This window comes from Enterobacter cloacae complex sp. SHL018 (genome assembly GCF_049237905.1).
Taxonomy (GTDB): domain Bacteria; phylum Pseudomonadota; class Gammaproteobacteria; order Enterobacterales; family Enterobacteriaceae; genus Enterobacter; species Enterobacter hormaechei_C.
On the sequence record NZ_JBMKJE010000002.1, the window covers coordinates 11,601 to 38,296 of the forward strand.

32 protein-coding genes and 1 other RNA gene are annotated in these 26,696 nt (G+C 52.1%); 19 read left to right on the plus strand and 14 right to left on the minus strand.

What is annotated here, in order from left to right:
• Positions 1-99: 99 nt before the first annotated feature.
• Genes ACOTY5_RS09860 through ACOTY5_RS09870 form a run of 3 tightly spaced genes read left to right on the plus strand, consistent with a single transcriptional unit; the run spans position 100 to position 2,347 of the window.
• Positions 100-636, plus strand: a complete 537-nt coding sequence (locus tag ACOTY5_RS09860; protein ID WP_032619208.1) for a YfiR family protein — start codon at positions 100-102, stop codon at positions 634-636.
• On the plus strand, positions 629-1,849 hold the full coding sequence (dgcN, locus tag ACOTY5_RS09865) for a diguanylate cyclase DgcN (protein ID WP_045141908.1): 1,221 nt from the start codon (positions 629-631) through the stop codon (positions 1,847-1,849). Before ACOTY5_RS09860 ends, dgcN begins: the two co-directional genes overlap by 8 nt.
• Positions 1,850-1,861: 12 nt before the next feature.
• Entirely contained in the window at positions 1,862-2,347 is a 486-nt protein-coding gene (locus ACOTY5_RS09870) for an OmpA family protein (RefSeq protein ID WP_017382956.1), read from the plus strand.
• A gap of 2 nt (positions 2,348-2,349) precedes the next feature.
• Here ACOTY5_RS09870 and ACOTY5_RS09875 read toward each other — a convergent pair whose 3' ends face one another.
• From ACOTY5_RS09875 to ffh, 7 genes are all read right to left on the minus strand, one after another.
• Entirely contained in the window at positions 2,350-3,720 is a 1,371-nt protein-coding gene (locus ACOTY5_RS09875; RefSeq protein WP_023304264.1) for a PepSY-associated TM helix domain-containing protein, read from the minus strand.
• A 38-nt stretch (positions 3,721-3,758) separates the two neighbouring features.
• Positions 3,759-4,163, minus strand: coding sequence for a DUF2946 domain-containing protein (locus ACOTY5_RS09880; RefSeq protein ID WP_023304265.1), 405 nt, complete (start codon positions 4,161-4,163; stop codon positions 3,759-3,761).
• Positions 4,164-4,295: 132 nt separating this feature from the next.
• Positions 4,296-4,643, minus strand: coding sequence for a 50S ribosomal protein L19 (rplS, locus tag ACOTY5_RS09885; protein WP_002914145.1), 348 nt, complete (start codon positions 4,641-4,643; stop codon positions 4,296-4,298).
• Between the two features lie 43 nt (positions 4,644-4,686).
• Positions 4,687-5,454, minus strand: coding sequence for a tRNA (guanosine(37)-N1)-methyltransferase TrmD (gene trmD, locus ACOTY5_RS09890; RefSeq protein ID WP_014832949.1), 768 nt, complete (start codon positions 5,452-5,454; stop codon positions 4,687-4,689).
• A 31-nt stretch (positions 5,455-5,485) separates the two neighbouring features.
• Positions 5,486-6,025, minus strand: coding sequence for a ribosome maturation factor RimM (rimM, locus tag ACOTY5_RS09895; RefSeq protein WP_015571575.1), 540 nt, complete (start codon positions 6,023-6,025; stop codon positions 5,486-5,488).
• A 15-nt stretch (positions 6,026-6,040) separates the two neighbouring features.
• Entirely contained in the window at positions 6,041-6,289 is a 249-nt protein-coding gene (gene rpsP, locus ACOTY5_RS09900; protein WP_003863133.1) for a 30S ribosomal protein S16, read from the minus strand.
• Positions 6,290-6,405: 116 nt separating this feature from the next.
• Positions 6,406-7,767 (minus strand): signal recognition particle protein, encoded by a 1,362-nt coding sequence (gene ffh, locus ACOTY5_RS09905; RefSeq protein ID WP_003863132.1) that lies wholly within the window; start codon positions 7,765-7,767, stop codon positions 6,406-6,408.
• Positions 7,768-7,933: 166 nt separating this feature from the next.
• On the opposite strand from ffh, the gene ACOTY5_RS09910 reads away from it, so the two are divergent.
• Both ACOTY5_RS09910 and ACOTY5_RS09915 read left to right on the plus strand, forming a co-directional pair.
• Positions 7,934-8,725 (plus strand): cytochrome C assembly family protein, encoded by a 792-nt coding sequence (locus ACOTY5_RS09910; RefSeq protein ID WP_014832951.1) that lies wholly within the window; start codon positions 7,934-7,936, stop codon positions 8,723-8,725.
• Between the two features lie 19 nt (positions 8,726-8,744).
• Positions 8,745-10,031 carry an HlyC/CorC family transporter gene (locus ACOTY5_RS09915; RefSeq protein WP_026094274.1) on the plus strand — a complete coding sequence of 429 codons (1,287 nt, stop codon included), beginning with the start codon at positions 8,745-8,747 and terminating at the stop codon, positions 10,029-10,031.
• A 51-nt stretch (positions 10,032-10,082) separates the two neighbouring features.
• On the opposite strand, the gene grpE is transcribed toward ACOTY5_RS09915, so the two are convergent.
• A complete protein-coding gene (gene grpE / locus ACOTY5_RS09920; protein ID WP_003863126.1) occupies positions 10,083-10,676 on the minus strand; it encodes a nucleotide exchange factor GrpE in 594 nt (197 codons plus the stop codon).
• A 122-nt stretch (positions 10,677-10,798) separates the two neighbouring features.
• On the opposite strand from grpE, the gene nadK reads away from it, so the two are divergent.
• From nadK to bamE, 3 genes are all read left to right on the plus strand, one after another.
• Entirely contained in the window at positions 10,799-11,677 is an 879-nt protein-coding gene (gene nadK, locus ACOTY5_RS09925) for an NAD(+) kinase (protein WP_017383004.1), read from the plus strand.
• 85 nt (positions 11,678-11,762) lie between these two features.
• A complete protein-coding gene (gene recN / locus ACOTY5_RS09930; protein ID WP_062934050.1) occupies positions 11,763-13,424 on the plus strand; it encodes a DNA repair protein RecN in 1,662 nt (553 codons plus the stop codon).
• A 138-nt stretch (positions 13,425-13,562) separates the two neighbouring features.
• A complete protein-coding gene (gene bamE / locus ACOTY5_RS09935) occupies positions 13,563-13,901 on the plus strand; it encodes an outer membrane protein assembly factor BamE (RefSeq protein ID WP_003863121.1) in 339 nt (112 codons plus the stop codon).
• A gap of 108 nt (positions 13,902-14,009) precedes the next feature.
• Here bamE and ACOTY5_RS09940 read toward each other — a convergent pair whose 3' ends face one another.
• Entirely contained in the window at positions 14,010-14,297 is a 288-nt protein-coding gene (locus ACOTY5_RS09940) for an RnfH family protein (protein WP_017383006.1), read from the minus strand.
• Positions 14,287-14,724: a type II toxin-antitoxin system RatA family toxin gene (locus ACOTY5_RS09945; protein WP_003863117.1), complete on the minus strand. Its 438-nt coding sequence runs from the start codon at positions 14,722-14,724 to the stop codon at positions 14,287-14,289. The genes ACOTY5_RS09940 and ACOTY5_RS09945 overlap by 11 nt, the downstream gene beginning before the upstream one ends.
• Positions 14,725-14,880: 156 nt before the next feature.
• Between ACOTY5_RS09945 and smpB the strand changes: the two genes are divergently transcribed.
• From smpB to ACOTY5_RS09965, 4 genes are all read left to right on the plus strand, one after another.
• Entirely contained in the window at positions 14,881-15,363 is a 483-nt protein-coding gene (smpB, locus tag ACOTY5_RS09950) for an SsrA-binding protein SmpB (protein ID WP_003863115.1), read from the plus strand.
• Positions 15,364-15,452: 89 nt separating this feature from the next.
• Positions 15,453-15,816, plus strand: a transfer-messenger RNA (tmRNA) gene (gene ssrA, locus ACOTY5_RS09955).
• Between the two features lie 185 nt (positions 15,817-16,001).
• Entirely contained in the window at positions 16,002-17,213 is a 1,212-nt protein-coding gene (locus ACOTY5_RS09960; RefSeq protein ID WP_062934051.1) for an integrase domain-containing protein, read from the plus strand.
• A 27-nt stretch (positions 17,214-17,240) separates the two neighbouring features.
• Positions 17,241-18,599 (plus strand): SIR2 family protein, encoded by a 1,359-nt coding sequence (locus ACOTY5_RS09965; RefSeq protein ID WP_062934052.1) that lies wholly within the window; start codon positions 17,241-17,243, stop codon positions 18,597-18,599.
• A gap of 54 nt (positions 18,600-18,653) precedes the next feature.
• Here the strand turns inward: ACOTY5_RS09965 and ACOTY5_RS09970 are convergent, their stop codons facing one another.
• From ACOTY5_RS09970 to ACOTY5_RS09985, 4 genes are all read right to left on the minus strand, one after another.
• A complete protein-coding gene (locus ACOTY5_RS09970) occupies positions 18,654-19,538 on the minus strand; it encodes a hypothetical protein (protein ID WP_062934053.1) in 885 nt (294 codons plus the stop codon).
• Positions 19,539-19,985: 447 nt separating this feature from the next.
• Positions 19,986-20,549, minus strand: coding sequence for a phage polarity suppression protein (locus ACOTY5_RS09975; RefSeq protein WP_062934054.1), 564 nt, complete (start codon positions 20,547-20,549; stop codon positions 19,986-19,988).
• Between the two features lie 28 nt (positions 20,550-20,577).
• Positions 20,578-20,796 carry an ogr/Delta-like zinc finger family protein gene (locus ACOTY5_RS09980; protein ID WP_062934055.1) on the minus strand — a complete coding sequence of 73 codons (219 nt, stop codon included), beginning with the start codon at positions 20,794-20,796 and terminating at the stop codon, positions 20,578-20,580.
• 2 nt (positions 20,797-20,798) lie between these two features.
• Positions 20,799-21,542, minus strand: a complete 744-nt coding sequence (locus ACOTY5_RS09985) for a hypothetical protein (RefSeq protein ID WP_062934056.1) — start codon at positions 21,540-21,542, stop codon at positions 20,799-20,801.
• Between the two features lie 551 nt (positions 21,543-22,093).
• Here ACOTY5_RS09985 and ACOTY5_RS09990 point away from each other — a divergent pair.
• The 7 genes from ACOTY5_RS09990 (at position 22,094) to ACOTY5_RS10020 (ending at position 26,684) form a co-directional block, all read left to right on the plus strand.
• Complete coding sequence (locus ACOTY5_RS09990) at positions 22,094-22,360, plus strand: helix-turn-helix transcriptional regulator (RefSeq protein WP_045907689.1); 267 nt, start codon at positions 22,094-22,096, stop codon at positions 22,358-22,360.
• Complete coding sequence (locus tag ACOTY5_RS09995; protein WP_062934057.1) at positions 22,357-22,956, plus strand: host cell division inhibitor Icd-like protein; 600 nt, start codon at positions 22,357-22,359, stop codon at positions 22,954-22,956. Before ACOTY5_RS09990 ends, ACOTY5_RS09995 begins: the two co-directional genes overlap by 4 nt.
• Positions 22,949-23,248 carry a hypothetical protein gene (locus ACOTY5_RS10000; RefSeq protein ID WP_017694617.1) on the plus strand — a complete coding sequence of 100 codons (300 nt, stop codon included), beginning with the start codon at positions 22,949-22,951 and terminating at the stop codon, positions 23,246-23,248. The genes ACOTY5_RS09995 and ACOTY5_RS10000 overlap by 8 nt, the downstream gene beginning before the upstream one ends.
• On the plus strand, positions 23,241-23,690 hold the full coding sequence (locus tag ACOTY5_RS10005) for a hypothetical protein (RefSeq protein WP_062934058.1): 450 nt from the start codon (positions 23,241-23,243) through the stop codon (positions 23,688-23,690). The genes ACOTY5_RS10000 and ACOTY5_RS10005 overlap by 8 nt, the downstream gene beginning before the upstream one ends.
• Positions 23,691-23,761: 71 nt before the next feature.
• Complete coding sequence (locus tag ACOTY5_RS10010; RefSeq protein ID WP_062934078.1) at positions 23,762-24,019, plus strand: hypothetical protein; 258 nt, start codon at positions 23,762-23,764, stop codon at positions 24,017-24,019.
• The gene (locus ACOTY5_RS10015; RefSeq protein WP_062934059.1) at positions 24,016-24,336 is read left to right on the plus strand and encodes a DUF5375 domain-containing protein; all 321 of its coding nucleotides are present in this window, start codon (positions 24,016-24,018) and stop codon (positions 24,334-24,336) included. Before ACOTY5_RS10010 ends, ACOTY5_RS10015 begins: the two co-directional genes overlap by 4 nt.
• A 14-nt stretch (positions 24,337-24,350) precedes the next feature.
• Positions 24,351-26,684: a primase-helicase zinc-binding domain-containing protein gene (locus ACOTY5_RS10020; RefSeq protein WP_062934060.1), complete on the plus strand. Its 2,334-nt coding sequence runs from the start codon at positions 24,351-24,353 to the stop codon at positions 26,682-26,684.
• Positions 26,685-26,696: the final 12 nt, after the last annotated feature.

Below are 26,696 nucleotides of genomic sequence, written 5' to 3' on the forward strand. Positions count from 1 at the left end.
ACAGGGATATTTCTGACATAATGACGGCTTTGATAAACAATGGTATTCTGCCGACAATTCTTAAGGACATCTATTTCCGGGGCGGTTTGGCGGATTCTGATGAGAAATGCAATCTTGATCGCTTTGCTCCGACTCCCCCTGGCGCTAATACTGTTCATTTTAGTAGCCCCTGCAACGGCAGGCTCGTTCACGGAAACGGATAAATCAGTACGTTCGATTGTTTCTGGCATTGTGAGCTACACCCGATGGCCAGCACTGTCCGGCCAGCCTAAGCTCTGTATTTATGCCTCTTCCCATTACAGACAGGCGCTCAGCAGTGAAGATGAACACAACCCGTTGCCCTATAGTCCTGTCATTGTGCATAGCGATCGGGAAGCACTCGCAGCAAGGTGTGATGCCCTCTATTTCGGGAGCGAGTCGCCGGCAAAACAACAGGAAATAATAAATCAATATCAGGGCCAGGCGTTGCTATTAATGTCAGAACAAAATCCTGAATGCGTTATTGGCAGCGCATTTTGTCTGATAATAGAGCACAACCTCGTCAGGTTTTCCGTAAATCTGGATGCGCTGGCGCGCAGTGGCGTAAGAGTCAATCCGGATGTATTAATGCTCGCACGGAATAAGAAGCATGAATAAGGAAGTCGCACCAACACCGCGTCCGACGTTTAAAAGAACGTTGCGACGAATCAGCATGATAAGCGTCATTATAACGATGACGTTTATATGGTTGCTGCTGTGTTTCGCTTCCGTGGTGACATTAAAGCAATACGCGCAAAAAAACCTCGAACTTACCGGCGCCACCATGAGCCACAGCCTTGAAGCCTCTCTGGTGTTCAACGATGCCGTGGCGGCAAATGAAACGCTGGCGACCCTCGGCAAGCAGGGGCAGTTCGCCGTGGCGGAAGTGCTTAACGCACATCATAAACGGTTTGCCTGGTGGTCATGGAACCCGGCGGATAATACCGACACGCTGGGCGCGCTGGTCAACCGGTGGTTGTTCCCTGTTCCTGTCGCACAGCCCATCATACATAATGGCAATGTGATTGGCGAAATTCGTCTGACCGCGCGAGACAGCCTGATTAGCCACTTTATCTGGCTCTCATTTGCGGTCCTCACCGGCTGCATTCTTTTTGCCTCTGCCGTCGCATTGACCATCACCCGCTCGCTACATCATGGCATGGTTGTTGAAATGCAAAACATCACTGACGTTGTGCATGACGTTCGCACTAACCGCAACTTCTCTCGCCGGGTAACGGAAGGCCGCATTGAAGAGTTCCACCAGTTTGGTGAAGACTTCAACAGCCTGCTGGATGAAATGGAAGAGTGGCAGCTCAAGCTACAGGCGAAAAACGCTCAACTGTTGCGTACCGCCATGCACGATCCGCTCACGGGGCTTGCAAACCGCGCCGCGTTTCGCAACAACATTGCGGCATTAATGAACGACGCTTCAGCAAAAACCAATTCTGCCCTGCTCTTCCTGGACGGTGATAACTTCAAGGTTATCAATGACATTTGGGGTCATGCCGCAGGTGACTGCGTACTGATCGAAGCCGCCAAAAGGATGGTCGAGTTTGGCGAAAAACGTCATCAGTCTTACCGTCTTGGCGGCGATGAATTTGCCATGATCCTTTACGGCGTCCACACCGCACGTGAGGTCGAATTTATTTGCGCTGCGCTGTCGCAGCAATTTATCCGTCCGTTTGATCTGCATAACGGGCACACAGCATCAATGTCCCTCAGCATTGGCTTTGCTCTGGCGTGGGAAAATGCCTCCGTTGAAGCATTACTGGAGCAAGCCGATCGCAATATGTATCTGGTCAAAAACCAGCGTTCGAAAACAATATCCTGAAAGGAAGACGATATGTTAAAGCGATACTTTGCGCCGTTAATACTGGCATCACTGGTAATGTCCGGATGCCAGTCATCCCCTGAAGGGAAATTCACGCCAGAGCAAATTGCGGCCATGAAATCCTACGGCTTTAACGAACTGAATGGCGACTGGTCTCTGGGCCTGTCGGATAAGATCCTGTTTGATAAAAATGACGCCAGGCTGCGCCCGGAAAGTGAAACGCAGATCCAGACTATGGCCTCACGCCTGGCGGCAACCGGTCTGAACCACGCCAGGATGGATGGCCATACGGATAATTATGGCGAAGAGAGCTACAACGAAGCGCTTTCGTTAAAACGTGCCAATGTTGTGGCGGATGCCTGGGCGAAGGGCGCGAACATCCCGCGCAGCAATCTCACTACGCGGGGCTTAGGCAAAAAATACCCTGTCAGCAGCAACCGCACTGCGCAGGGGCGCGCTGAAAACCGCCGGGTTGCGGTAGTCATCAGCACGCCTTAAGGCTATTTAACGGATGTTCCGGCGAGCGACACGCCTGAAACCGCTCGCCAGCGCAGCCAGTCAATCACAATAAAGACCGCCAGACTGACGCCCATTACCGGCAACGCCAGCCCCAGCAGGAGGCTTATCAGGAACGACACTCCCCTTCCCCACAGCGGCAATGCCAGCCAGCTTTGGCAGAGCGTCTGTACCGGGTTCGCGGCTGACGTTGCAGGGCGACGCATCCACCACATCCGGTATCCCCAGATAATCAACACACACAGCGCAACGCCAAACGCGATGAGCAGCAGCTGATTTGCCAGACCAAACAGGATCCCCATATGGAAATCCACGCCCCAGCGGGTGAGTTTAGCCATCAGCGGGAAATCCCCGAAGCGAGTGCTGTCCAGCACCTTCAGTGAGTGGGGATCCACGGCAACGGCATCAACCTGCGTAGGCCAGCGGCGATCGATTTCCGTCACCGTCCAGGCCTGGTCGACCCTGCTTGCCGGACGGATCTCAACGTTGTTCGCATCAATCCCTGACTGGCGGGCGACCTGCAATACGTTGTCAAAAAGCGACAGTTTGACTGGCATTTCAGGCATCGTCATTCCCCCGTGATGACCACGATGTTCGGCGTGTTCATCCCTCATTTCCGGCGCACCGGAAAGGGTGGTGTTTACCTGCGGCGTCAGCCAGTTCATCTCTGCACGCAGCTTATCGACGTTGCCACCGGCCCATTGTGACCAGGTTAACCCGGTGACTGAGAACAACAGCATTCCCGCCAGTAACGTCCAGCCTAAGATCACATGCAGGCGACGACGATTCTGGAAACGATTGTTAATACGGCGCTTCGGTCGGGTGTAGAACCACAGCGCGATCCCGCCCAGGGCAGCAACCCACATCCACGAGGCGGCTAACTCGCTATAGAGCCGCCCGATGTTGCCCAGCATCAGCGAGGTATGCAGATAATCGATAGTCTGACGCAGCGGTAAAATCCCGCTGGTGCCGTACACGGTCATATCCCCTCGAATCTCAAGGCTGGTGGGATCAATAAAAATAGCCCGATGCTCGGAGGTACCCAGCGCCGGGTCGGCAAACATCACGCGGGTCGTTTCGCCCCCTTCCAGCCCCGGACGTACAGCATGTAAACGCAGCGCTGAACCCACGGCCTTTTCCGCCACGGCAATTTGTTCAGCAAGAGGCTGCGCCTCACCCACGGCATCCGTGTGGAGTGCATGATGGTACAGCGCCTTTTCAAGCTGCGGCGTGGCGACATACAGCGTTCCGGTCAGCGCTGCGAAGAAGATAAACGGACCGACAAACAGCCCGATATAGAAATGGAGGCGACGCAGCAGGTTTCCCCATGCCGCGCGCGGAGTGCAGGTAGTCATACTTTTCCTTTTTAAGGCAAAAAGTGAGTGATTTTGTTTTAAAGGGAGAAAGCAGACCGACGCGGCGGCGCGCGGGTATCGGGGTAAAGCCAGGGGAAAAAGTGCCAGTGGCTGACCGCCTGACGAGGCGGTTTCACGCGCAGCCGCTGCAACACCACGCTGAGCAGAACGATAAGCGCCAGCATCACGCCCGGCACATGCGCTAACAGCACGCAGTAGCCGCATGCTTCCGCATGGTCAACTGGCATAGAATGCGGCATATCACCATGATGCTCGTCCATCGACATCATGCTCATGTCATGGTGCATACCCGGCATGGCGCTCATGGGATCTTTTTGCAGCGAGACGGAGATCAGCGGCGCCACGACGATCAGCAGGATCGCAAACAGCGCGGTCAATGCCGCTGCGCGTTTCCAGTTACGCTGATGCAGTACGTTATCCACTTACCCTCCACCCAAGAGGCGAACATTGTAAATGATTTATGACGGAAGGGTTAACGCGAGAGGTGCGATGGGATAAAAAAAGGGCCAGCCTTTCGGCCAGCCCTTTCTAACAGGATGTCGCTTAAGCGAATCTTAGTTCAGACGCTCTTTAATACGAGCAGACTTACCAGTACGCTCACGCAGGTAGTACAGTTTAGCTTTACGTACAGCACCACGACGTTTAACAGCAATGCTGTCAACTACCGGAGAGTGAGTCTGGAAGACACGCTCAACGCCTTCGCCGTTGGAAATTTTACGAACAGTGAATGCAGAGTGCAGACCGCGGTTACGAATAGCGATAACCACGCCCTCGAATGCCTGCAGACGTTTTTTGGAACCTTCAACAACCCATACTTTCACTTCCACGGTGTCACCTGGACGGAAGGAAGGTACGTCCTGCTTCATCTGCTCTTGTTCAAGTTGCTTAATAATGTTGCTCATAATTTAATCTCTTATCCTGGGTAAACTGATATTCGGGAGCGTATTACGCATTCCCATCATGTTCATGCTGCTGGTGCGCGTGTTCAGTTTTGAACTCGGCCAGCAACTTTGCTTGCTCTTCAGTCAGAGCCAGGTTTTCCAGAAGTTCAGGTCTTCTAAGCCAGGTTCGGCCCAGCGACTGCTTCAAACGCCAGCGACGTATCTCGGCATGGTTTCCAGACAGTAATACTGCCGGGACTTCCATCCCTTCTAACACTTCAGGACGAGTATAGTGTGGACAGTCCAGCAATCCATCGGCAAACGAATCTTCTGTCGCCGAAGCTTCATGGCCCAGTACACCCGGAATGAACCGGGCAACGGAGTCAATCAGCGTCATTGCTGGTAACTCACCACCGCTGAGAACGTAATCGCCGATAGACCATTCTTCGTCAATCTCGGTTTGAATTACGCGCTCATCTATCCCTTCGTAGCGACCACAGACCAGAATCAGCTTTTGATTCGTCGCCAGTTCGCTCACGCCCGCTTGATCAAGCTTGCGTCCCTGAGGTGACAGATAAATCACCTTCGCGCCTTCACCTGCCGCGGCTTTTGCTGTGTGAATGGCGTCCCGTAAGGGTTGCACCATCATCAACATCCCCGGTCCGCCGCCGTAAGGACGATCGTCCACGGTACGGTGCCGGTCGTGCGTGAAGTCACGAGGACTCCAGCTCTGGATGCTCAGCAGGCCATTCTTTACTGCCCGGCCAGTTACCCCGTAATCGGTAATCGCGCGGAACATTTCAGGAAACAGGCTAATTATGCCAATCCACATAGCGCCGTCTTTTACCGTTTATCCGGAGAATTTAAAAACCAGGATCCCAATCTACTTCAATGGTTTGAGTAGTGAGATCGACTTTCTTGATAACCTGTCCATCGAGGAACGGAACCAACCGCTCCTTGATGCCAAATGCATCTTTCAGGTTTGCCTTAATGACGAGAACGTCATTTGACCCGGTTTCCATCATGTCGATGACTTTCCCCAGGCTGTAGCCTTCAGTGGTCACTACCTGGCAACCCATAAGGTCTTTCCAGTAGTAGTCACCCTCTTCCAGCTGTGGCAACTGCGACGAATCCACAACAATTTCACAATTAGTCAGCGCATTCGCGGCATCACGATCGTCAATGCCTTTCAGCTTGATGATGATGTCCTGATTGTGGTGACGCCAGCTTTCCAGCTCGACCTCTTCCCACTTACCGGCTTTCTGGATAAACCAGGGCTGGTAATTAAAAATGCTATCAGCGTCTTCAGTGGAGGAAAACACTCTGAGCCAACCACGGATACCGTAGCAAGAACCCATTTTTCCCAATACGATCGGTTCAACAGGTGCTTTATTGCTCATCATGACCACCGTGACAGATTAAGCTGCTTTGTTTGCTGCTTTGATCAGCGTAGCAACGCGATCGGAAACAGTAGCGCCCTGGCCAACCCAGTGAGCGATACGATCCAGATCCAGACGGGTTTCTTCTTCTGCGCCAGCGGCCAGTGGGTTGAAGAAACCAACGCGCTCGATGAAGCGACCGTTGCGTGCATTACGGCTGTCAGTCACAACAACCTGGTAGAACGGACGCTTTTTAGCGCCGTGACGAGCTAAACGAATAGTTACCATAACATCCTCTTGTGTGAATAAAACAACCGGGCCCCATCGAGGAACGGAGCCCGGGTGTCATATTAAAAGCCCGAAAATTTTACTCATTTTCGGGCAAAAAGCAATCTCAAAAGCGATTAACGCCCAGGAAAACCGGGAGGCATCATGCCTTTCATGCCGCGCATCATCTTCGCCATGCCGCCTTTCTTCATTTTCTTCATCATGCGCTGCATGTCGTCGAACTGTTTCAGAAGGCGGTTAACGTCCTGCACCTGCATGCCGCAACCGGCTGCGATACGGCGTTTACGGGAACCTTTGATGATTTCTGGCTTCGCGCGCTCTTTCAGCGTCATCGAGTTGATGATGGCCTCCATACGCACCAGCACTTTGTCATCCATCTGGGATTTGACGTTGTCCGGGATCTGGCCCATGCCTGGCAGTTTGCCCATCAGGCTTGCCATGCCGCCCATGTTTTTCATCTGACGCAGCTGCTCAAGGAAGTCGGTCAGATCGAAACCGTCGCCCTTTTTCAGCTTGCTGGCGAGTTTTTCCGCCTGCGCGCGGTCAACCTTGCTTTCAATATCTTCGATCAGCGACAGCACGTCGCCCATGCCGAGGATACGGGAGGCAATACGATCCGGATGGAACGGCTCCAGCGCTTCGGTTTTCTCGCCCACGCCGAGGAACTTGATTGGCTTACCGGTGATATGACGAATAGAGAGCGCCGCACCGCCGCGGGCATCGCCGTCGACTTTGGTCAGCACCACGCCGGTTAACGGCAGGGCTTCGTTAAACGCTTTTGCGGTGTTCGCCGCATCCTGACCGGTCATGGCGTCAACAACAAACAGGGTCTCTACCGGATTGATAGAGGCATGCACCTGCTTGATTTCGTCCATCATCGCTTCGTCAACGTGCAGACGACCGGCGGTATCCACCAGCAGCACGTCGTAGAATTTCAGCTTCGCTTCTTTCAGCGCCGCGTTAACGATGTCGACAGGCTTCTGCGCCACGTCGGACGGGAAGAAGTCTACGCCAACCTGCTCGGCCAACGTTTCCAGCTGTTTGATCGCCGCCGGGCGATACACGTCCGCCGACACCACCAGCACCTTTTTCTTGTGCTTTTCGCGCAGGAATTTCCCCAGCTTACCGACGCTGGTAGTTTTACCCGCACCTTGCAGACCCGCCATCAGCACGACGGCCGGCGGCTGAGCCGCCAGGTTAAGCACCTGGTTCTCTTCACCCATCGCCGAAACCAGTTCGTTACGGACGATTTTGACGAACTCCTGACCCGGAGTCAGGCTCTTGTTCACTTCATGGCCAACCGCTTTCTCTTTCACGCGGTTGATAAAATCACGCACGACCGGCAACGCGACGTCTGCTTCCAGCAGCGCCATGCGCACTTCGCGCAGCGTTTCCTTGATGTTCTCTTCGGTGAGGCGTCCACGGCCGCTGATGTTGCGCAGCGTGCGCGACAAACGATCGGTTAAATTATCAAACATTGTCTCTCGCCTGGGGTAGAAACGTTAGGTCGCCTGGGCGACACATACACAGAATTTTGCCGGAGTATAACATGAAGGCGCCTTTGTTGTTATGCAACGGTTGGAGCAGGCGTCACGTAACGTTATACTGCTTCTCTTTCTTATTAAGACAACTGTCGACGCCTATATGCCTGTTTTCGCACTGATCGCCCTTGTTGCCTACTCTGTCAGCCTCGCGCTGATCATTCCTGGCCTGCTGCAAAAAAACAGCGGCTGGCGGCGCATGGCTATTCTTTCGGCAGTGATCGCACTGATTAGCCATGCGTTTGCGCTGGAATCACGCATCATTCCCGGCGACGGCAGCGTGCAGAATCTGAGCGTACTGAACGTCGGCTCGCTGGTCAGCCTGATGATCTGTACGGTCATGACCATTGTCGCGTCTAAAAACCGTGGCTGGCTGCTGCTGCCGATAGTCTACGCCTTTGCGCTGATCAACCTGGCGTTAGCCACGTTCATGCCCAATGAGTTTATTACTCACCTGGAAGCCACGCCGGGGATGCTGGTGCATATTGGCCTGTCGCTGTTCTCCTACGCGACGCTGATCATCGCCGCCCTTTACGCCATGCAACTCGCCTGGATTGACTACCAGCTGAAAAATAAAAAGCTGGCGTTTAACCACGAAATGCCGCCGCTGATGGTGATTGAGCGTAAGATGTTCCACATCACCCAGGTCGGTGTGGTTCTGCTGACGCTGACGCTGTGCACGGGCTTGTTTTATATGAAGAACCTGTTCAGCGTGGAGAATATCGATAAAGCGGTCCTCTCCATCATCGCGTGGTTTGTCTATATTGTCCTGTTATGGGGCCATTATCATGAAGGCTGGCGCGGTCGTCGCGTGGTCTGGTTCAACGTAGCGGGTGCGGGCATTCTCACGCTTGCCTATTTTGGTAGCCGCTTCATACAGCAATTTGCTGGCTAAGTAACAAAAGGAGTTCCCCCTGGAACACATCTCTACCACCACGCTGATCGTCATTCTGGTCATCATGGTGGTCATCTCCGCTTATTTCTCTGGCTCTGAAACCGGCATGATGACGCTGAACCGCTACCGGTTACGCCATCGCGCCAAGCAGGGTAACCGTGCCGCGCGTCGTGTCGAAAAGCTTCTGCGTAAGCCGGACCGGCTGATTAGCCTGGTGCTTATCGGTAACAACCTGGTCAATATTCTCGCCTCTGCACTGGGCACCATCGTCGGGATGCGTCTATACGGCAACGCAGGCGTGGCGATTGCCACAGGTGTGCTCACGTTTGTGGTGCTGGTGTTTGCGGAAGTGCTGCCCAAAACCATCGCCGCGCTTTACCCGGAAAAAGTCGCCTACCCGAGCAGCTTCCTGTTAGCACCGCTGCTTATTCTGATGATGCCGCTGGTCTGGCTGCTGAATATGGTGACACGAGTGCTGATGCGCATGGTCGGTATAAAGGCAGACGTCACCATTAGTAGCGCGCTCAGCAAAGACGAACTGCGTACCATCGTGAATGAATCCCGCTCGCAGATCTCCCGCCGCAATCAGGACATGCTCCTGTCGGTGCTGGATCTGGAAAAGGTCAGCGTTGACGACATCATGGTGCCGCGCAATGAAATCGTCGGGATTGATATCAACGACGACTGGAAGGCCATTGTCCGCCAGCTGACACACTCCCCGCACGGGCGTATCGTCCTCTATCGCGATTCCCTCGACGATGCCATCAGCATGCTGCGCGTGCGCGAGGCCTATCGTCTGATGACTGAGAAAAACGAGTTCACCAAAGAGGTGATGCTGCGCGCCGCCGACGAAATTTACTACGTGCCGGAAGGCACCCCACTCAGCACGCAACTGGTGAAGTTCCAGCGAAACAAGAAGAAAGTCGGCCTGGTGGTGGATGAATACGGCGATATACAGGGGCTGGTGACGGTCGAAGATATTCTGGAAGAGATTGTCGGGGACTTTACCACGTCAATGTCGCCTTCCCTTGCGGAAGAAGTCACCCCGCAAAACGACGGGTCAGTGCTTATCGACGGCAGCGCCAACATTCGTGAAATCAATAAAGCGTTCAACTGGCATTTGCCGGAAGACGAAGCGCGGACGATGAACGGAATGATCCTGGAAGCGCTGGAAGAGATCCCGGCGGCAGGCACGCGCGTGCGCATTGAACAGTATGATATTGATATTCTGGACGTTCAGGACAACATGATTAAGCAGGTGAAGGTCCTGCCCGTTAAACCTTTACGCGAAAGTATCGCCGAATAAAATGTAGGCCGGGTAAGGCGAACGCCGCCACCCGGCACTACAGGCAGCACGTTATGCTTTCGCTTTCGCCACGGTCACCATCGCAGCGCGAATAGTACGACCGTTCAGGGTATACCCTTTCTGCATCACGCCCAGCACGTTACCCGCGGCAACGTCTTCGGATTCCACCATCGCAATGGCCTGGTGAACGTTTGGATCCAGCGGTACATCCGTATCGGCAATCACTTCAACACCGAACTTACGCACCACATCCAGCATGGATTTCAGCGTCAGCTCAATGCCTTCAATCATCGCCGCGTTATCCGGGTTAGCTTTATCCGCCACTTCTAGCGCGCGATCCAGGCTGTCGATCACCGGAAGCAGTTCGTTGACGAATTTCTCCAGCGCAAATTTGTGCGCCTTTTCAACGTCCAGCTCGGTACGACGGCGCAGGTTTTCCATTTCCGCTTTGATACGCAGTACGCCATCGCGTTCGCGATTCTGCGCTTCTACCAACTGAGCTTCCAGGTTGGCAATTTTTTCATCGCGCGGGTCCACCTGCTCAGCAGACGTGTCTGGCTCTACTGCCTCAACTTCATCGTGCTGTTCCGTGATAATTTCTTCAGGGGCTTGCCCCTCAGGCGTTTTCTGTTCTTTACTACTCATGAATTTCTCCGCGTTTTTCTGCATTCATCTCGCTAACTTCGCTTATTATGGGGATCAGTTTCCTGGATTCAAGGGAACAAGGCAGATTGTCATCATTCATCAGGCACAAGGACCTCCAGAAAATGAATAATCATTTCAGGTGTATTGGGATCGTCGGCCATCCGCGTCACCCTACCGCATTGACGACACATGAAATGTTGTATCGCTGGCTGTGTGGTAAAGGCTATGAAGTGATGGTCGAGCAGCAGATCGCCCAGGAGTTGCAGCTTAAAAGCGTCAGAACCGGCACGCTGGCGGAAATTGGCCAGCAGGCGGATCTCGCCGTGGTGGTCGGTGGCGACGGCAATATGCTGGGCGCGGCGCGAACGCTGGCTCGCTATGATATTAAGGTTATTGGTATTAACCGTGGCAATCTCGGTTTCCTGACCGACCTCGACCCGGACAATGCGCAGCAGCAGCTGGCGGACGTGCTGGAAGGCCACTATATCAGTGAAAAACGGTTTTTACTGGAAGCCCAGGTGTGTCAGCAGGACTGCCAGAAGCGCATCAGCACCGCCATTAACGAGGTGGTTCTCCATCCCGGTAAAGTGGCGCACATGATCGAGTTCGAAGTCTATATCGACGAAATATTCGCTTTCTCGCAGCGTTCTGACGGGCTGATTATTTCAACCCCGACGGGGTCAACTGCCTACTCGCTTTCAGCCGGAGGCCCAATCCTGACGCCATCGCTGGATGCCATTACCCTGGTGCCGATGTTCCCGCATACGCTCTCGGCGCGTCCGCTGGTGATCAACGGCGACAGCACCATCCGCCTGCGTTTTTCCCATCGCCGTAACGACCTGGAGATCAGCTGCGACAGTCAGATTGCGCTCCCCATTCAGGAAGGTGAAGATGTCCTCATTCGCCGCTGCGATTACCATCTGAACCTGATTCACCCGAAAGATTACAGCTATTTCAACACATTAAGCTCCAAGCTCGGCTGGTCAAAAAAATTGTTCTGATTTTGCATCCAGCACTTTACTGTATATAAAACCAGTTTATACTGTATACAAACACAGTTATGGTTTTTCATACAGGAAAACAATTATGCTGGCACAACTGACCATCAGCAACTTTGCCATTGTTCGTGAGCTTGAGATCGACTTCCATAGCGGAATGACGGCGATTACCGGAGAAACCGGTGCAGGTAAATCCATTGCCATTGATGCCCTCGGCTTGTGCCTCGGCGGTCGTGCTGAGGGGGATATGGTGCGCACAGGCGCCGCCCGTGCCGATCTCTGCGCCCGCTTCTCGTTGAAAGACACACCTGCCGCCCTGCGCTGGCTGGAAGCGAACCAGCTCGAAGACGGAAGTGAGTGTTTACTTCGCCGCGTCATCAGCAGCGATGGCCGCTCCCGCGGTTTTATCAATGGTACAGCGGTTCCCCTTTCCCAGCTTCGCGAGCTGGGCCAGCTGCTCATCCAGATCCATGGTCAGCATGCGCACCAGCAGTTAATCAAACCCGAACAGCAGAAAGCCCTGCTTGATGGCTACGCAGGTGAGTACGCGCTTACTCAACTCATGGCGGAGCACTATCGTCAGTGGCATCAAAGCTGCCGCGAACTTGCGCAGCATCAGCAGCAAAGCCAGGAGCGTACCGCGCGCGCCGAGCTGCTGGAATATCAGCTGAAAGAGCTGAACGAATTTAACCCGCAGGCGGGTGAATTTGAGCAAATCGACGAAGAGTACAAGCGTCTGGCCAACAGCGGTCAGCTGCTTTCCACCAGCCAGACTGCCCTTAACATGCTGGCGGATGGCGAAGACGTGAATTTGCAGAGCCAGCTGTATAACGTGCGTCAGCTTGTGACCGAACTGACCGGCATGGACAATAAGCTTTCTGGCGTACTGGAAATGCTGGAAGAGGCCGCGATTCAGATTTCAGAAGCCGGGGATGAGCTGCGCCACTATTGTGAACGTCTGGATCTCGACCCGAACCGTCTGTTCGAACTTGAGCAACGCATCTCCCGTCAGATTTCACTGGCGCGTAAGCATCACGTAACCCCGGAAGAGCTGCCGAATTACTATCAGTCTCTGCTGGAGGAACAGCAGCAGCTGGACGATCAGGCCGATTCCCTTGAAACCTTGTCTCTGGCGGTCAATCTGCATCATCAGCAGGCGCTGGAAACGGCGAAACGGCTGCATGACGTGCGGCAACACTATGCGCTGGAGCTTAGCCAGCACATTACCGACAGCATGCATACGCTGGCGATGCCGCATGGGGTGTTCACCATAGATGTTCGCTTTGAAGAGAATCACCTGACGGCGGAAGGCGCAGACCGCGTAGAATTCCGCGTCACCACCAACCCGGGCCAGCCTTTGCAGGCGATTTCGAAAGTGGCTTCCGGCGGTGAACTGTCGCGTATCGCCCTGGCCATTCAGGTGATTACCGCCCGTAAAATGGAAACCCCGGCGTTGATTTTCGATGAAGTGGATGTGGGTATCAGCGGCCCGACCGCGGCCGTTGTCGGCAAACTGCTGCGTCAGTTAGGTGAATCGACGCAGGTCATGTGTGTGACTCACCTGCCGCAGGTCGCCGGTTGTGGTCATCACCACTTTATCGTCAGCAAGGAAACCGATGGCGAAATGACGGAAACGCACATGAAGCCGCTGGATAAACGCTCACGCTTGCAGGAGCTGGCACGCCTGCTCGGCGGCAGTGAAGTCACCCGCAATACGCTTGCGAATGCGAAAGAACTGCTGGCGGCATAAACTTTTTCGGGATCTCAGGGTCATACAGAACAACAAAAACGCCGCCAGACCGGTTTCAAAGTGGGGCAAGGTCTATTATCATCGGCATATTACATATGAGCCGCGTACTGCTCGGGCCCGAAAAGGAATCAAATCACTATGCGCTGTAAAACGCTGACCGCTGCCGCAGCGGTTCTTCTGATGTTGACCGCAGGCTGTTCCACTCTGGAGAAAGTGGTTTACCGTCCTGACATCAACCAGGGGAACTACCTTACCCCTAACGATGTGTCCAAAATCCGCGTGGGTATGACACAACAGCAGGTCGCTTATGCCCTGGGAACCCCGATGATGTCCGATCCGTTCGGCACAAACACCTGGTTCTATGTATTCCGCCAGCAGCCTGGTCATGAAGATGTGACCCAGCAAACCCTGACGCTGACCTTCAGCAGTGCCGGCGTGCTGACCAACATCGACAACAAGCCTGCCCTGACCAAATAATCAGGCGTCAGCAACGCAAAAAGGTGCTCAATGAGCACCTTTTTTGTATCTGAATTCTTACGCAGAATCGTAGCCCCGGTAAGCGAAGCGCCACCGGGGGAGAAAGCGCTACTTACCCGATTTCTCCGCTCGCTGACGGCGCAGCTCTTTCGGATCAGCAATCAGCGGGCGATAAATCTCAACCCGATCGCCATCCTTCAGCGCATCAGCAAGCTTAACCGGACGGCTATAAATGCCGACTTTATTCTTCGCCAGGTCAATATCACGGCGAAGTTCAAGGATGCCGGAGGCCCGGATAGCAGCCTCAACGGTGGCGCCCTCTTCAAGCATTACGCGCTGCAAATACTGCTTCTCTGGCAGCGCATACACTACCTCAACAGCAATCTTATGCGACACTGTAAACCTCTTTGGCGCGCGTGGTGAACGCCTGAACCATATTCGAGGCCAGCTCTTTAAAGATACGGCCAAACGCCAGTTCGATCAGCTTATTGGTAAATTCAAAATCCAGATGAAACTCAATGCGGCAGGCGTCAGCGCTCAGCGGCGTAAACTTCCACCCCCCCATCAGTTTTTTAAACGGACCATCCACCAGATGCATCAAAATACTCTGATTGCTCGTCAGGGTATTGCGCGTGGTGAACGTTTTGCTGATCCCCGCTTTGGAGACATCCACGGCCGCAGTCATCTGCGTCGGGCCGGATTCCAGCACCCGGCTACCGGTGCATCCCGGAATAAATTCCGGATAGGACTGAACGTCGTTCACTAACTGATACATTTGTTCCGCGCTGTAGGGAACAAGCGCGGTACGGCTAATCTGAGGCATAGCATTTTCCATGGTCACACAACAGACAAATAATAACATTTATCACCTGTTAAAAAAACGCTAAGCCTTATCTCGTGCTAAGATAGCGCGTTAGACCTCACAGGACGCAATGAGGTGACTTTTTAAAATCAGATTACCGACGGCTTTACGACACTTATGACGAAGAAAAAAGCACATAAACCTGGTTCGGCGACCATTGCGCTTAACAAGCGTGCTCGCCACGAGTATTTCATCGAAGAAGAATTCGAGGCAGGCCTTGCGTTGCAGGGCTGGGAAGTAAAATCGCTGCGTGCCGGGAAAGCCAATATCGGCGACAGCTACGTGATCCTGAAAGACGGTGAGGCCTTCCTGTTCGGCGCGAACTTTACGCCGCTGACCGTCGCCTCTTCACATTACGTCTGCGATCCTACCCGCACCCGTAAGCTGCTGCTGAACAAGCGCGAACTTGAATCCCTCTACGGACGCATCAACCGCGAAGGCTTCACCGTGGTGGCGCTCTCTTTGTACTGGAAAAACGCCTGGTGCAAAGTGAAAATCGGCGTGGCGAAAGGTAAGAAGCAGCACGACAAGCGTACTGACCTGAAAGCACGCGAGTGGCAACTCGACAAAGCACGTATCATGAAAAACGCAGGACGTTGATTCTGCGCACTTATTGTACTATTCAATAAGTTAGCGTTTCGGGCTGGTGTCGAGGAAGTAAAATCTGGTATACTGAGTTCAACACTATTGGGGCTGATTCTGGATTCGACGGGATTTGCGAAACCCAAGGTGCATGCCGAGGGGCGGTTTGCCTCGTTAAAAGCCGCAAAAAAATAGTCGCAAACGACGAAAACTACGCTTTAGCAGCTTAATAACCTGCTAAGAGCCCTCTCTCCCTAGCTTCCGCTCTTAAGACGGGGATCAAAGAGAGGTCAAACCCAAAAGAGATCGCGTGGAAACCCTGCCTGGGGTTGAAGCGTTAAAACTAATCAGGCTAGTTCGTCAGTGGCGTGTTTGTCCGCAGCTGGCGTGCGAATGTAAAGACAAACTAAGCATGTAGTACCGAGGATGTAGAAATTTCGGACGCGGGTTCAACTCCCGCCAGCTCCACCAAATAATGATCCGGATGCGTCCGGTGAAGTACAGAAAGCCCGCATGGCACAAGCCCTGCGGGCTTTTTTTGTGTCTGTCATTGTCCGAGAACATCCGGCTAAATCCGGTGATTATTGGTATACGTTTAGGTATACGGTAGGATGTATACCTAAAAGCGTATACCAATTCATGAAGGAGCAGCCACAGTGGCACGGACAACACGTCCCCTGACCAATACCGAAGTTCTGCGCGCTAAAGCGTTAGAGAAGGATCTGACGCTGCATGATGGCGATGGCCTTTTCCTGATAGTGAAAACCAGCGGGAAAAAGCTCTGGCGTTTCCGCTATCAACGTCCGGCGACAAAACAGCGGACAATGATGGGGCTAGGTGCTTTCCCCGCCCTTTCACTTGCTGACGCCCGAGGGTTAAGAGCGGATTACCTTGCCTTGTTAGCCAACGGAATTGACCCACAAATACAGGCCGAAGTTGCAGAGGAACAGCACCAAATCGCTTTGGACAGTATTTTTTCAACGGTCGCCGCTAATTGGTTCCAGCTCAAAAGCAAAAGCGTTACCTCTGATTACGCAAAAGACATTTGGCGTTCACTGGAGAAAGATGTATTCCCTGCTATCGGTGAGATCCCCGTTCAGCAAATCAAAGCTCGTACATTGGTTGAAGCGCTTGAACCAATCAAAGCTCGTGGGGCGCTTGAGACTGTACGTCGACTGGTGCAGCGCGTTAACGAGATAATGATTTATGCCGTAAATACTGGTCTGATTGATGCCAATCCAGCATCAGGTGTTGGAATGGCCTTTGAGAAGCCCAAGAAGCAAAACATGCCGACGCTGCGGCCAGAGGAATTGCCAAAGCTGATGCGTTCTCTAGTTATGTCAAATTTGTCTGTTCCGACTCGCTGTCTCATTGAATGGCAACTCCTGACGCTTGTGCGCCCTTCTGAGGCCTCAGGTTCTCGGTGGGCAGAGATCGATCTCGAAGCAAAGCTTTGGACTATTCCAGCCGAACGAATGAAGGCCAAACGTGAACATATTGTTCCCTTATCGCCTCAAGCGTTAGAGATTCTGGAGGTGATGAAGCCAATCAGTGCTCACCGTGAACATGTTTTTCCTAGCAGGAATGATCCAAAGCAAGCGATGAATAGTCAGACTGCTAACGCTGCTTTAAAGCGTATTGGATATGGCGGGAGACTAGTCGCACATGGGTTGCGTTCAATAGCAAGTACAGCATTAAATGAAGCTGGTTTTAATCCGGACGTAATTGAAGCGGCACTTGCTCACAGTGATAAAAATGAGGTTCGCAGAACATACAATCGTTCAACTTACCTTGAACAACGTATAGACTTGATGAATTGGTGGGGTGAATTTGTGCATAATCGCCACCGCCTCATGCAAGCGATTTAATAAGATTGCACAGCAAAGGAGTCTTAAATGCCAAATAACTACCACCAATACATCGAAGACGTTAGTGACGATATCAAAACATGCCTTGAAGGGATGGGATGCCAGCCAATACTTTTTGTTGGTTCAGGTTTAACTAAGAGATATATTTCTGGGCCAAACTGGGAAGAACTTCTGCAACAACTTGCTAATGAATGCCCTAACATCGATAAAAAATTTGCTTACTACAAACAGAAATACCCTGAGCTAATTGATATTGGAAGTGTCTTTTCCGATTCTTATAATGAGTGGGCATGGGGGGATGGAGAAAAGGATTTTCCACAAGAGCTATTTGAAGCAGGGAACGAACCAAGCATTTATTTTAAACACAAAATATCTAGCGTCTTTAACGCATTACTACAAGAAAAAGAAATTGCAGATAATGGGGAGATTGATCTTTTAAGAAAAATCCATCCTCATTCAATCATCACAACAAATTACGACAAACTACTTGAGTCAATTTACCCTGAATTCACCCCTATTGTTGGCCAAAAAATCCTATATGCTAACCATGGTAGCATTGGTGAAATACTTAAAATACACGGTTGCTGCTCCATGCCTAAAAGCATAATTATAAATCGCAATGACTACGATGATTTTATAAAGAAAAAGAAATATTTAAGTGCGAAATTGCTTACTTTTTTTGCAGAGCACCCTCTCCTATTTATAGGTTATAGTGCCGAAGACTCAAATATTAAAAACATACTATCGGATATTGATGAATTACTGTCAGAAAATGGGGATGTCATTCCTAATATATACATTTTAGAATGGACGGATAAACAAAATGAGAATGAATACCCTCGCCGCGAACGATTGATTCAGGTATCAGCGAACAAAAGCATTCGAATTAAAAGTATAGTTGCAAATGATTTTTCTTGGGTGTTTTCGGCGTTTGGCGCGAATAGAGCACTTGATAACATAAATCCCAAGCTATTACGAGCACTTCTAGCCCGCACTTACGATCTTGTCAGAACTGATATACCTCGCAATCCTGTTCAGGTTGATTACCGCGTTTTATCAAGCATCAGCGAATCAGAAGGCGAACTAGCTAAATTATATGGCATAGCCACATCATCAGATGGTATGGCATTTAATGCCAGTTATCCTTTCACTCTAACCACGCTAGGGCAGTCACTTGGCTTCAAAGGTTGGCATGATGCTAACAAGCTATTAGAAGTAGTCAAAAACATTACTGGCGTAGATATTAAGACATTCGATAACAAATACCACTATGCAATAATGAATGGTGATGAGATTCAGTCCCATAGGTATTCAAACTATCTACGAGAACTACTGGAAAAAGTCAGAGACGGCGAACAATTTGAACTTGGAATAAAAACACCTTAAGACTGTCTCTCTTTAGCATTTATTGAGGCCATTAAAACGGCCTCAATTAACTCATCACACGGCCTTGTCTTGCAAGGACCTGCTGTTTTTACACTCGTTTTCAAAGTATTCAGAATAGGCGCTTATATTCATATAGCCTTCAAGCTCCGATATTACCTCACTCTCAAATCGCAGAGTTACATTAATATATAAAAATGCCATCATCAAGCTCAAAAAAACAATAGAAAGCAAAGAAAGAAAAAAACCTTTAATCGAAAACAAAACATCGAAAAATGCCATAAAAGTAATGTTAATATCTTCACCAATAACTTTAGGAATAAAACTAAGTGGATAAATAACGCCCAATACAAACAAAAGGGATGATGCTAAAATCGAGATTGTTATCAGATTTTTACCATACTTTTCTTTTACAATCTCATCATGGACATAAATAATGTCATTTATATTTGCTAGAATCTTTACTTTGAGAGCATCAATAAGTTCAAACTCTTCCTGCACATCATTTTCTAAGATATTTAAAGGTGTTCTAAAAGTGTTCATTACCCCGTAATAACCTGTCTGTCTTTTTTTATTTTCCTCTTTACGCACCTCAATAGCATTGCGTATGTATACTAAGACATTATCCCTTAATTCAAATGGCGAAAAATCAAGCTTTTCATAATATTCCTCATCTGATAAAAACTCATTACCTTCATCAAACATATCTTTTAATTTATCCAATTCTCGCTCTCGCGTGCGTCTATTATACCAATCAAAATATCTAGAATTCGCCTCTAAACTCAAGGCCTTAGATTTATTAACAAGCAAGGACACTCGTTCCTTCATTCTTGAAAAATCAGACTGATTAGATATTATCTTAGTAATTAGAAACGCTGAAAATATTCCGACAATTGCACCTGACGTCTGGCTGACAGTACTAAAAAAAACATTCCAATCCATTCCCACACCCCTACATTGAAAGTTAATCGCATAACAAGAAGGCTACTACTCTATGTATTCAACGCATCCATAATAAAAATAACAATATTGACCTTGAGCATCATTGTTAGTGATTATTTTAAGACTATCAATAGATTGGCATCAAGAATTGTTGTAAAACTCGCAATTCAATACTCCGAGGGTATCTATTAACCTGTTTTCAACAAGCACGCTTAGCACCAAGAAGAGATTTTCCATTCTTTAACCCGGCGCGCAATGCTCTCCCCGCCCCGCCTGCCCGCTTAAGGGGGCGCTTTTAATGCAGGCGCATGACCGGCCTCAGGGCGCGCCAGTGCTGGCGCTGGCGGGGGATTCCGTGTCGGTAAAACGCATGCAAAACCATGCACCTTATGCATGCATGGCTTTTATACGTAAAAATGGAGGGATTTTCGGGGATTGTTAAGTGGGCTACTGCACGGCCAGTTCTGCACGGCGGCGGGTATAATTCAGGTTCTGTGCAGGTGTGAATTTTTCACGATTATCATCGCGAGAAGCCGCCTCAGGCCTGAATCCGATGGCCGTTAAAATGTCATTGTCCTGCGCCGAATAATTAATTTTTTCACCGGCGGCCAGCCAGACCTGTAGCGCCTCACGCAGACAGTCGAGTGAGTGCTGCATGGCGCAGCGCTGAACTGCGGGATGTTGCCCGGAATAATTCATCAGCTCAGGGGCAAGAGCGGCGGCCAGCTCCGCGCCGTGCGCCTGCATAAAATCATTTAATCGGTCGCGGATACTGATGCGCTGCACCTCCTCATGCGAGCGGATGTAGCGACCGGCAGCCTGATTAATTTCCCATTTTTTCACGTCAATAATTTCACGCAGCGTTTGCAGGCTCTGGCCGCTGTGCCCGCTGCCTGCAAGCTGTTCGCGGTATGCCTTTTCGGGCTGTGTCAGTTCTTCCCTGCGTTGCAGCCAGGCGGATTTGTTTGCCTGACAGGCCTCAAAGGCTTTCTGTAGCGTCAGTGTGGTCACGTATGATTCTCCTGATGACTGGCCGTGCTTACGCACCGGCACGGTTTACGGTGTCCGCCGGTGCGGGTACCGGGATAACAGGCTCTGTCGTCGGTGAACGAATAACCCCGTCGATGGATTCAAGCGTGCGGAACGTGGCCGAGCACTCGATGTTCATGCACTGGTGATAGCGCTGTTTTACGTTATCGGACAGATAACGACTGGTGCGGGAATGCGCGCTGGTTTTGCAGAACGGACAGTGAAACATGCTTACGCCTCCGCTTCTGTCTCGCCATTTTCAGCCAGTTTTCTGGCGAGCATCATTCTCTTCGCAGGGCTGCGTAACAGTTCCGTATCAACGTCAGTAATCTGCGGCCGGTGCATGCCCGTCACGGACAATACAGGCTCCTGCGTCATGTCGAAGCGATACATGCTGCCCTGACGGCTCAGCGCATCGCGCAGCTCGCCAGTGGCCACGGACTGCGGGGCGCTTTCTCCCTTCATTTCGAGGGCACGAATGCGCAGCAGGAAAGCGCGGATGAGGGTGACAGGAACCGCATTGACAGCCTGAGCCCATTCCGCACCGGCGTAAGCGGTAAAGGCATCTTCATGCGCTGAAAGGTATTTATTGCCGGTGGAGCAGGCATTCAGCATGGCGCGTGTCCGGTCAGTCTCCAGCTCCGCAATCAGGCCGGTAAACTCGTCGGCCAGCTCGCGACTGGCGATACGCCTGCTGTGCTCAGCTTTCATTTCAGGCGTGAGACTGCCGCGCAGGGTGCGAAAGCGGCTGCGCCAGTCCTGCTCCGCCTCAGCGCTCTCATCGAGGGCTGTCTGCCGCTCCTGCTTACAGCGTTCAATGGACGTATCAATCTCTTTCAGCGCCTGCATGCTGGCCGCGTGGGTGTCTCTGGCAGCAGTGAATGCGCTCAGCTTGTCGGTGATGTGCGGACTGTTCTCTGCGTACTGCTGAACGGCAACGTCTTGCAGGGCGGTGATGAGTGTTTCGGGTTTCATGTTCAGGCTCTCCGTTTATTCAACCTGTAATAATTCTGCCCTTCATCACACAACATCTCGATTCATTGCAGTTGTGGCAGTTCTGGCACAAACAGCACTCAAAACCCGGCTGGCCAGAGAAAGGTCTCAGCAAAACCTTACTCATCGTTTGTTTTTTTACTTATAACTATTCACCACTGTTCACTGAAAAGAAAAAGACAATTAATACAGTAAGATAAAGGGTGAACAGTTGAGGGTGTAACTGTTCACCGACTGTTCACCACTGTTCACTCGCTCCGAATACCTCCGGGTGATTTCTTTGATTGTTTTTCCTATTAATTATTGAAAAAATGAGCAATTAAAACGATTTGCATTTCACTTTTAAAATCCCCAGTGTCTTCTAAGTCCTTCCAGCCCCTTAAAATGGCCTTGTGCAAAAAATCAGCGCAATTTGTTTTGCGCACTGTACAATTTCACCTTGTTGCAATAGAGGGAAATATTCACAAAATAAAGAGCTACCCGAAGCCGGACGGAAACGACCGGCGCTGTATGGATTGTTACGAGGTGGCTTAATGCAAACTGCTTTTTCTTCTCCGTCTTCTGCTCCAACTGCTCCCCTGATATCGGTAACTGATGCCACTCCGGAGCGTTTTTTACGTCTGCCTGAAGTGATGCATTTATGTGGTCTGTCCCGCTCCACGCTTTATGACCTCATTAAGAAAAATGCCTTTCCGCAGCAGATAACACTCGGCGGTAAAAATGTTGCCTGGCTGCAATCCGAAGTCACCGCATGGATGGCCGACCGTATTGCACAACGCAAGCGGGGATATGACGCATGATGCGACCTGTTCAGCAAAAAGCCCCTTTTTCTGGCTTGCATCCTTTGTATGTTTCCTGGTACAGTTTCGCTGTTGCCGCAAAATCGGCAACCGGGCGTGAGAACCCGAGCAACTCGAAGGCGACACCAGACGCGCCATGCGTCTTTTTTTGTGTCGCAATCAACGCCACAGAGCGCCAGATTGTGGTGTGGTGTGCGGACATTCGTGCAGGTGTGACTCTCCGTCACCTGTCCGTTTCTGTACATTATGCCATCATGTCAATGGTAGCTCAGGCGGGGCAGCCCTCGGGCTGGCCGGTATTCTTCGAGGCCGGTATTCTCACCCCCGTCTGGGCTATCGCCACTGAGCGTGAGAACTCCGGCGATAGCAATAATTTGCTACTCGAAGGAGGTTGCCTTATGGCTACGACCCTCACCCCGTCTCACCCTGAATTTATCTTTGTGTTTGCGGCCGTTCGCCGCACTGAGTGTAAACCGCATATTTGCATGCTCCGCACCGTTGCCAGTGACGAACACACCGCACGTCGTTCCCTTGTCCGCGACTATGTCCTTTCTCTTGCCGCCCGTTTGCCGGTTGTGGAGGTGTCACATGCCTAATAAAAACACACCTCAGACCGTCTCAGCGCGTCGTGATGACCTTAACCCCATGCAGGAACACCTCAGCATAGAGGCGTACCATAAACTCAATCGCGCAAGCGCCGTCTCACAGTTCATCGGTGGAGATTTGCTGCACCGTGAACTGAACGGTCTACACCAGCTATACCTGCCGCAGATTTTTAGTTATATCCATGAGGACGTTAGCTACGTACTGGAAGAGCTGAAAGCCAAAGGCCTGTGCCGTGACTTTCTCGCCACGACATCGGGAAACGGAGGGGAGCACCATGTTTGATTTCCCTCAGCCGGGTGAAACATACCGTTGTTCAGGCTTTCCTGACGTGGTGGTGTCAGGCATTCTGGCCGACGGTATTCCATGGGATATGCCGTACCGCTGCCCGGGGCAAGTCTGGAATCCCTACCGGCGCACCTACACCATCCTCATTCGTATTATCGCTACTGGTGATATGGCAGAAATTCCGCTCGGTCGTATTTTGCGTGAATTTACCTGCGAGTATCCCGATGCATTTAAACGCAGTCCTGAAAACCGCCATGCTGTTCTGAGTGAACTTGCCGCAGATCCGGAATTACAGAAATATCGGGCGCGGAATATCGATAAATATCCTGACGATATTCCCCCGGTTAAACGCCCGGCACCGGTAGCGCATAAATGGCGCAATAATTTCAGACCGGAAACGGAAATAAAACCGGATAACAGCTACCGCCATTATCTGTAATTAAAAAACGATAACGAATATTAAATGTGCGTATCTGCGCAGGGATACGCACGACCTCAGGAGACGAAATGATGCCTGTTAACAGTGCGGAACGGCCGCAAAATATAAATCAGCCCACCATCAGCCGGGCAGACCTTGAATGCCTTGAACACCTTCGCAACGTCGGCCAGCTCGTCGGCGTTCTGATGCAGGTGCAGGACTGCACGGCCATTCGTCGTGACCCTGCGCAGCGGTTACAGCTTACCTCCGTGATTTACCTCATGACCGCCCAGCTCGACGGCGTGGTAGAGCGCTGCAATCAATGCTGGCTGACCGGGGGCAACGTATGAAAAAGCCATTACCCCCCGTATTACGCGCCGCGCTGTATCGTCGCGCCGTGGCATGTGCATGGCTGACAGTATGCGAACATCAGCACCGCTACCCGCACCTCACCCTCGACGCGCTGGAAAGCGCCATTGCCGACGAGCTGGAGGGCTTTTACCTGCGCCAGCACGGCGAGGAAAAAGGCCGTCTGATTGCCTGTTCACTGCTGGAAGACTTAATGGAAGCCGGACCGCTCAAGGCCGCGCCGTCGCTGTCCTTCCTCGGGCTCGCAGTGATGGATGAACTCTGCGCCCGTCACATGCAATCGCCTGTTGTGCACTGAGGGAGAAAATAACGATGAAAATGAACGTAACGGAAACCGTAAAACAGGCGTGCGGCCACTGGCCGCGCATTCTCCCGGCACTGGGTGTGAAGGTGCTTAAAAACCGCCATCAGGCCTGTCCGGTGTGCGGCGGCTCTGACCGTTTTCGGTTTGACGATAAAGAGGGGCGCGGGACGTGGTTCTGCAACCAGTGCGGTGCGGGTGACGGGCTTAAGCTGGTAGAGAAAGTGTTCGGCATGAACGCATCAGAGGCTGCCGGGAAGGTGAACGCCGTGACCGGCAACCTGCCGCCGGTTGCCCCCGAAGTGATTTCGGCCGCCGAGGCTGAAACGGAGGCTGACCGCAAAGCGGCGGCCGCGCTGGCCGTCAGGCTCATGGAGAAAACCCGCACGGCCAGCGGCAATGCCTACCTGACCCGCAAGGGCTTCCCCGACCGGGAATGTCCGGTACTGTCGGCCACACACAAAACCGGCGGCGTGACGTTCCGCGCCGGTGATGTGGTTGTCCCGCTGTATGACGATACCGGCGCACTGGTTAACCTTCAGCTTATCAGTTCTGACGGTCTCAAACGCACCCTGAAAGGCGGGGCGGTAAAAGGAGCGTGCCATACCATCGAAGGGAAAAAACAGGCCGGAAAACGCCTGTGGATTGCAGAGGGCTATGCGACCGCGCTCACCGTGCATCACCTGACCGGTGAAACCGTTATGGTGGCGCTGTCGTCCGTGAACCTCCTTTCTCTGGCGAGCCTTGTCCGTCAGAAACACCCGGCCTGTCAGATTGTCCTCGCCGCCGACCGTGACCTTAACGGCGACGGCCAGACAAAAGCCGCTGCGGCCGCAGACGCCTGTGAGGGTGTTGTTGCCCTGCCGCCGGTGTTCGGTGACTGGAATGATGCGTTTATGCAAAAAGGCGAAGAGGCGACACGAAAAGCGATTTATGACACCATCCGGCCACCGGCTGACAGCCCTTTCGCTACCATGAGCGAGGCAGAATTTACCGCCATGAGCACCAGTGAAAAGGCAATGCGGGTGCATGAGCATTACGGAGAAGCGCTGGCCGTGGATGCAAACGGCCAGCTCCTGTCCCGCTATGAGGCCGGGATATGGAAAATCATTCCACCGTCGGATTTTGCCCGCGACGTGGCCGGATTGTTCCAGCGACTGCGCGCCCCGTTCTCGTCGGGGAAAATTGCCTCAGTGGTGGAGACCCTGAAACTGATTATTCCGCAGCAGGACGCTCCGGCACGGCGTCTGATTGGCTTTCGCAATGGCGTACTCGATACCGCCACCGGCACATTCAGCCCGCACCATAAATCACACTGGCTGCGCACACTCTGTGATGTTGATTTTACCCCGCCGGTGGAGGGCGAAACGCTGGAAACCCATGCACCGGATTTCTGGCGCTGGCTCGATCGTGCCGCCGGTGGCAGACCGGAAAAGCGCGACGTGATACTTGCCGCCCTGTTTATGGTGCTGGCGAACCGCTACGACTGGCAGCTCTTTCTTGAGGTGACCGGGCCGGGTGGGAGCGGGAAAAGTATTCTGGCCGAAATTGCAACCATGCTTGCCGGGGAAGATAACGCCACATCGGCCACTATCGAAACGCTGGAGTCGCCGCGTGAACGTGCGGCGCTGATTGGCTTCTCGCTGATTCGCCTGCCTGACCAGGAAAAATGGAGTGGTGACGGGGCAGGACTTAAGGCCATCACTGGCGGGGATGCGGTCTCGGTAGACCCGAAATACAAGGATGCGTACTCCACCCATATTCCGGCGGTGATTCTGGCCGTGAACAATAACCCGATGCGCTTTACCGACCGCAGCGGTGGTGTTTCCCGTCGCAGGGTGATTCTGCATTTTCCGGAACAGATTGCCCCGGAGGAACGCGACCCGCAGCTCAGGAACAAAATCGCCCGCGAGCTGGCCGTGATTGTTCGACAGCTTATGCAGAAATTCAGCGACCCGATGGCAGCGCGCACTCTGCTCCAGTCGCAGCAGAACTCAGACGAGGCGCTCAGCATCAAGCGCGATGCCGACCCGACATTTGATTTTTGTGGTTACCTTGAATCACTGCCGGAGCCTGAGGGTATGTATATTGGCAATGCCAACATCATTCCGCGTCAGCCGCGCCTGTATCTGTACCATGCCTATCTGGCGTATATGGAAGCCCACGGCTACAGGAATACCCTGAGCCTAACAATGTTCGGTAAAGGACTGCCAGCCATGCTGAAAGAATACGGGCTAAGTTATGAGAAGCGCCGGAAGAATCAGGGCATACAGACCAATCTCGCGCTAAGAGAGGAAAGCAACGCCGACTGGCTGCCGAAATGTGATGACCCCCTAGCGAAATAACCTGACCTGACC

Coding starts and splice junctions, on each gene's coding strand:
- ACOTY5_RS09860 (WP_032619208.1), top strand. CDS start 100: ATGAGAAATGCAATCTTGATCGCTTTGCTCCGACTCCCCCTGGCGCTA.
- dgcN (WP_045141908.1), top strand. CDS start 629: ATGAATAAGGAAGTCGCACCAACACCGCGTCCGACGTTTAAAAGAACG.
- ACOTY5_RS09870 (WP_017382956.1), top strand. CDS start 1,862: ATGTTAAAGCGATACTTTGCGCCGTTAATACTGGCATCACTGGTAATG.
- ACOTY5_RS09875 (WP_023304264.1), bottom strand. CDS start 3,720: ATGACTACCTGCACTCCGCGCGCGGCATGGGGAAACCTGCTGCGTCGC.
- rplS (WP_002914145.1), bottom strand. CDS start 4,643: ATGAGCAACATTATTAAGCAACTTGAACAAGAGCAGATGAAGCAGGAC.
- trmD (WP_014832949.1), bottom strand. CDS start 5,454: ATGTGGATTGGCATAATTAGCCTGTTTCCTGAAATGTTCCGCGCGATT.
- rimM (WP_015571575.1), bottom strand. CDS start 6,025: ATGATGAGCAATAAAGCACCTGTTGAACCGATCGTATTGGGAAAAATG.
- rpsP (WP_003863133.1), bottom strand. CDS start 6,289: ATGGTAACTATTCGTTTAGCTCGTCACGGCGCTAAAAAGCGTCCGTTC.
- ffh (WP_003863132.1), bottom strand. CDS start 7,767: ATGTTTGATAATTTAACCGATCGTTTGTCGCGCACGCTGCGCAACATC.
- ACOTY5_RS09910 (WP_014832951.1), top strand. CDS start 7,934: ATGCCTGTTTTCGCACTGATCGCCCTTGTTGCCTACTCTGTCAGCCTC.
- grpE (WP_003863126.1), bottom strand. CDS start 10,676: ATGAGTAGTAAAGAACAGAAAACGCCTGAGGGGCAAGCCCCTGAAGAA.
- nadK (WP_017383004.1), top strand. CDS start 10,799: ATGAATAATCATTTCAGGTGTATTGGGATCGTCGGCCATCCGCGTCAC.
- recN (WP_062934050.1), top strand. CDS start 11,763: ATGCTGGCACAACTGACCATCAGCAACTTTGCCATTGTTCGTGAGCTT.
- bamE (WP_003863121.1), top strand. CDS start 13,563: ATGCGCTGTAAAACGCTGACCGCTGCCGCAGCGGTTCTTCTGATGTTG.
- ACOTY5_RS09945 (WP_003863117.1), bottom strand. CDS start 14,724: ATGCCTCAGATTAGCCGTACCGCGCTTGTTCCCTACAGCGCGGAACAA.
- smpB (WP_003863115.1), top strand. CDS start 14,881: ATGACGAAGAAAAAAGCACATAAACCTGGTTCGGCGACCATTGCGCTT.
- ACOTY5_RS09965 (WP_062934052.1), top strand. CDS start 17,241: ATGCCAAATAACTACCACCAATACATCGAAGACGTTAGTGACGATATC.
- ACOTY5_RS09970 (WP_062934053.1), bottom strand. CDS start 19,538: ATGGATTGGAATGTTTTTTTTAGTACTGTCAGCCAGACGTCAGGTGCA.
- ACOTY5_RS09980 (WP_062934055.1), bottom strand. CDS start 20,796: ATGTTTCACTGTCCGTTCTGCAAAACCAGCGCGCATTCCCGCACCAGT.
- ACOTY5_RS09985 (WP_062934056.1), bottom strand. CDS start 21,542: ATGAAACCCGAAACACTCATCACCGCCCTGCAAGACGTTGCCGTTCAG.
- ACOTY5_RS09990 (WP_045907689.1), top strand. CDS start 22,094: ATGCAAACTGCTTTTTCTTCTCCGTCTTCTGCTCCAACTGCTCCCCTG.
- ACOTY5_RS09995 (WP_062934057.1), top strand. CDS start 22,357: ATGATGCGACCTGTTCAGCAAAAAGCCCCTTTTTCTGGCTTGCATCCT.
- ACOTY5_RS10000 (WP_017694617.1), top strand. CDS start 22,949: ATGCCTAATAAAAACACACCTCAGACCGTCTCAGCGCGTCGTGATGAC.
- ACOTY5_RS10005 (WP_062934058.1), top strand. CDS start 23,241: ATGTTTGATTTCCCTCAGCCGGGTGAAACATACCGTTGTTCAGGCTTT.
- ACOTY5_RS10010 (WP_062934078.1), top strand. CDS start 23,762: ATGCCTGTTAACAGTGCGGAACGGCCGCAAAATATAAATCAGCCCACC.
- ACOTY5_RS10015 (WP_062934059.1), top strand. CDS start 24,016: ATGAAAAAGCCATTACCCCCCGTATTACGCGCCGCGCTGTATCGTCGC.
- ACOTY5_RS10020 (WP_062934060.1), top strand. CDS start 24,351: ATGAAAATGAACGTAACGGAAACCGTAAAACAGGCGTGCGGCCACTGG.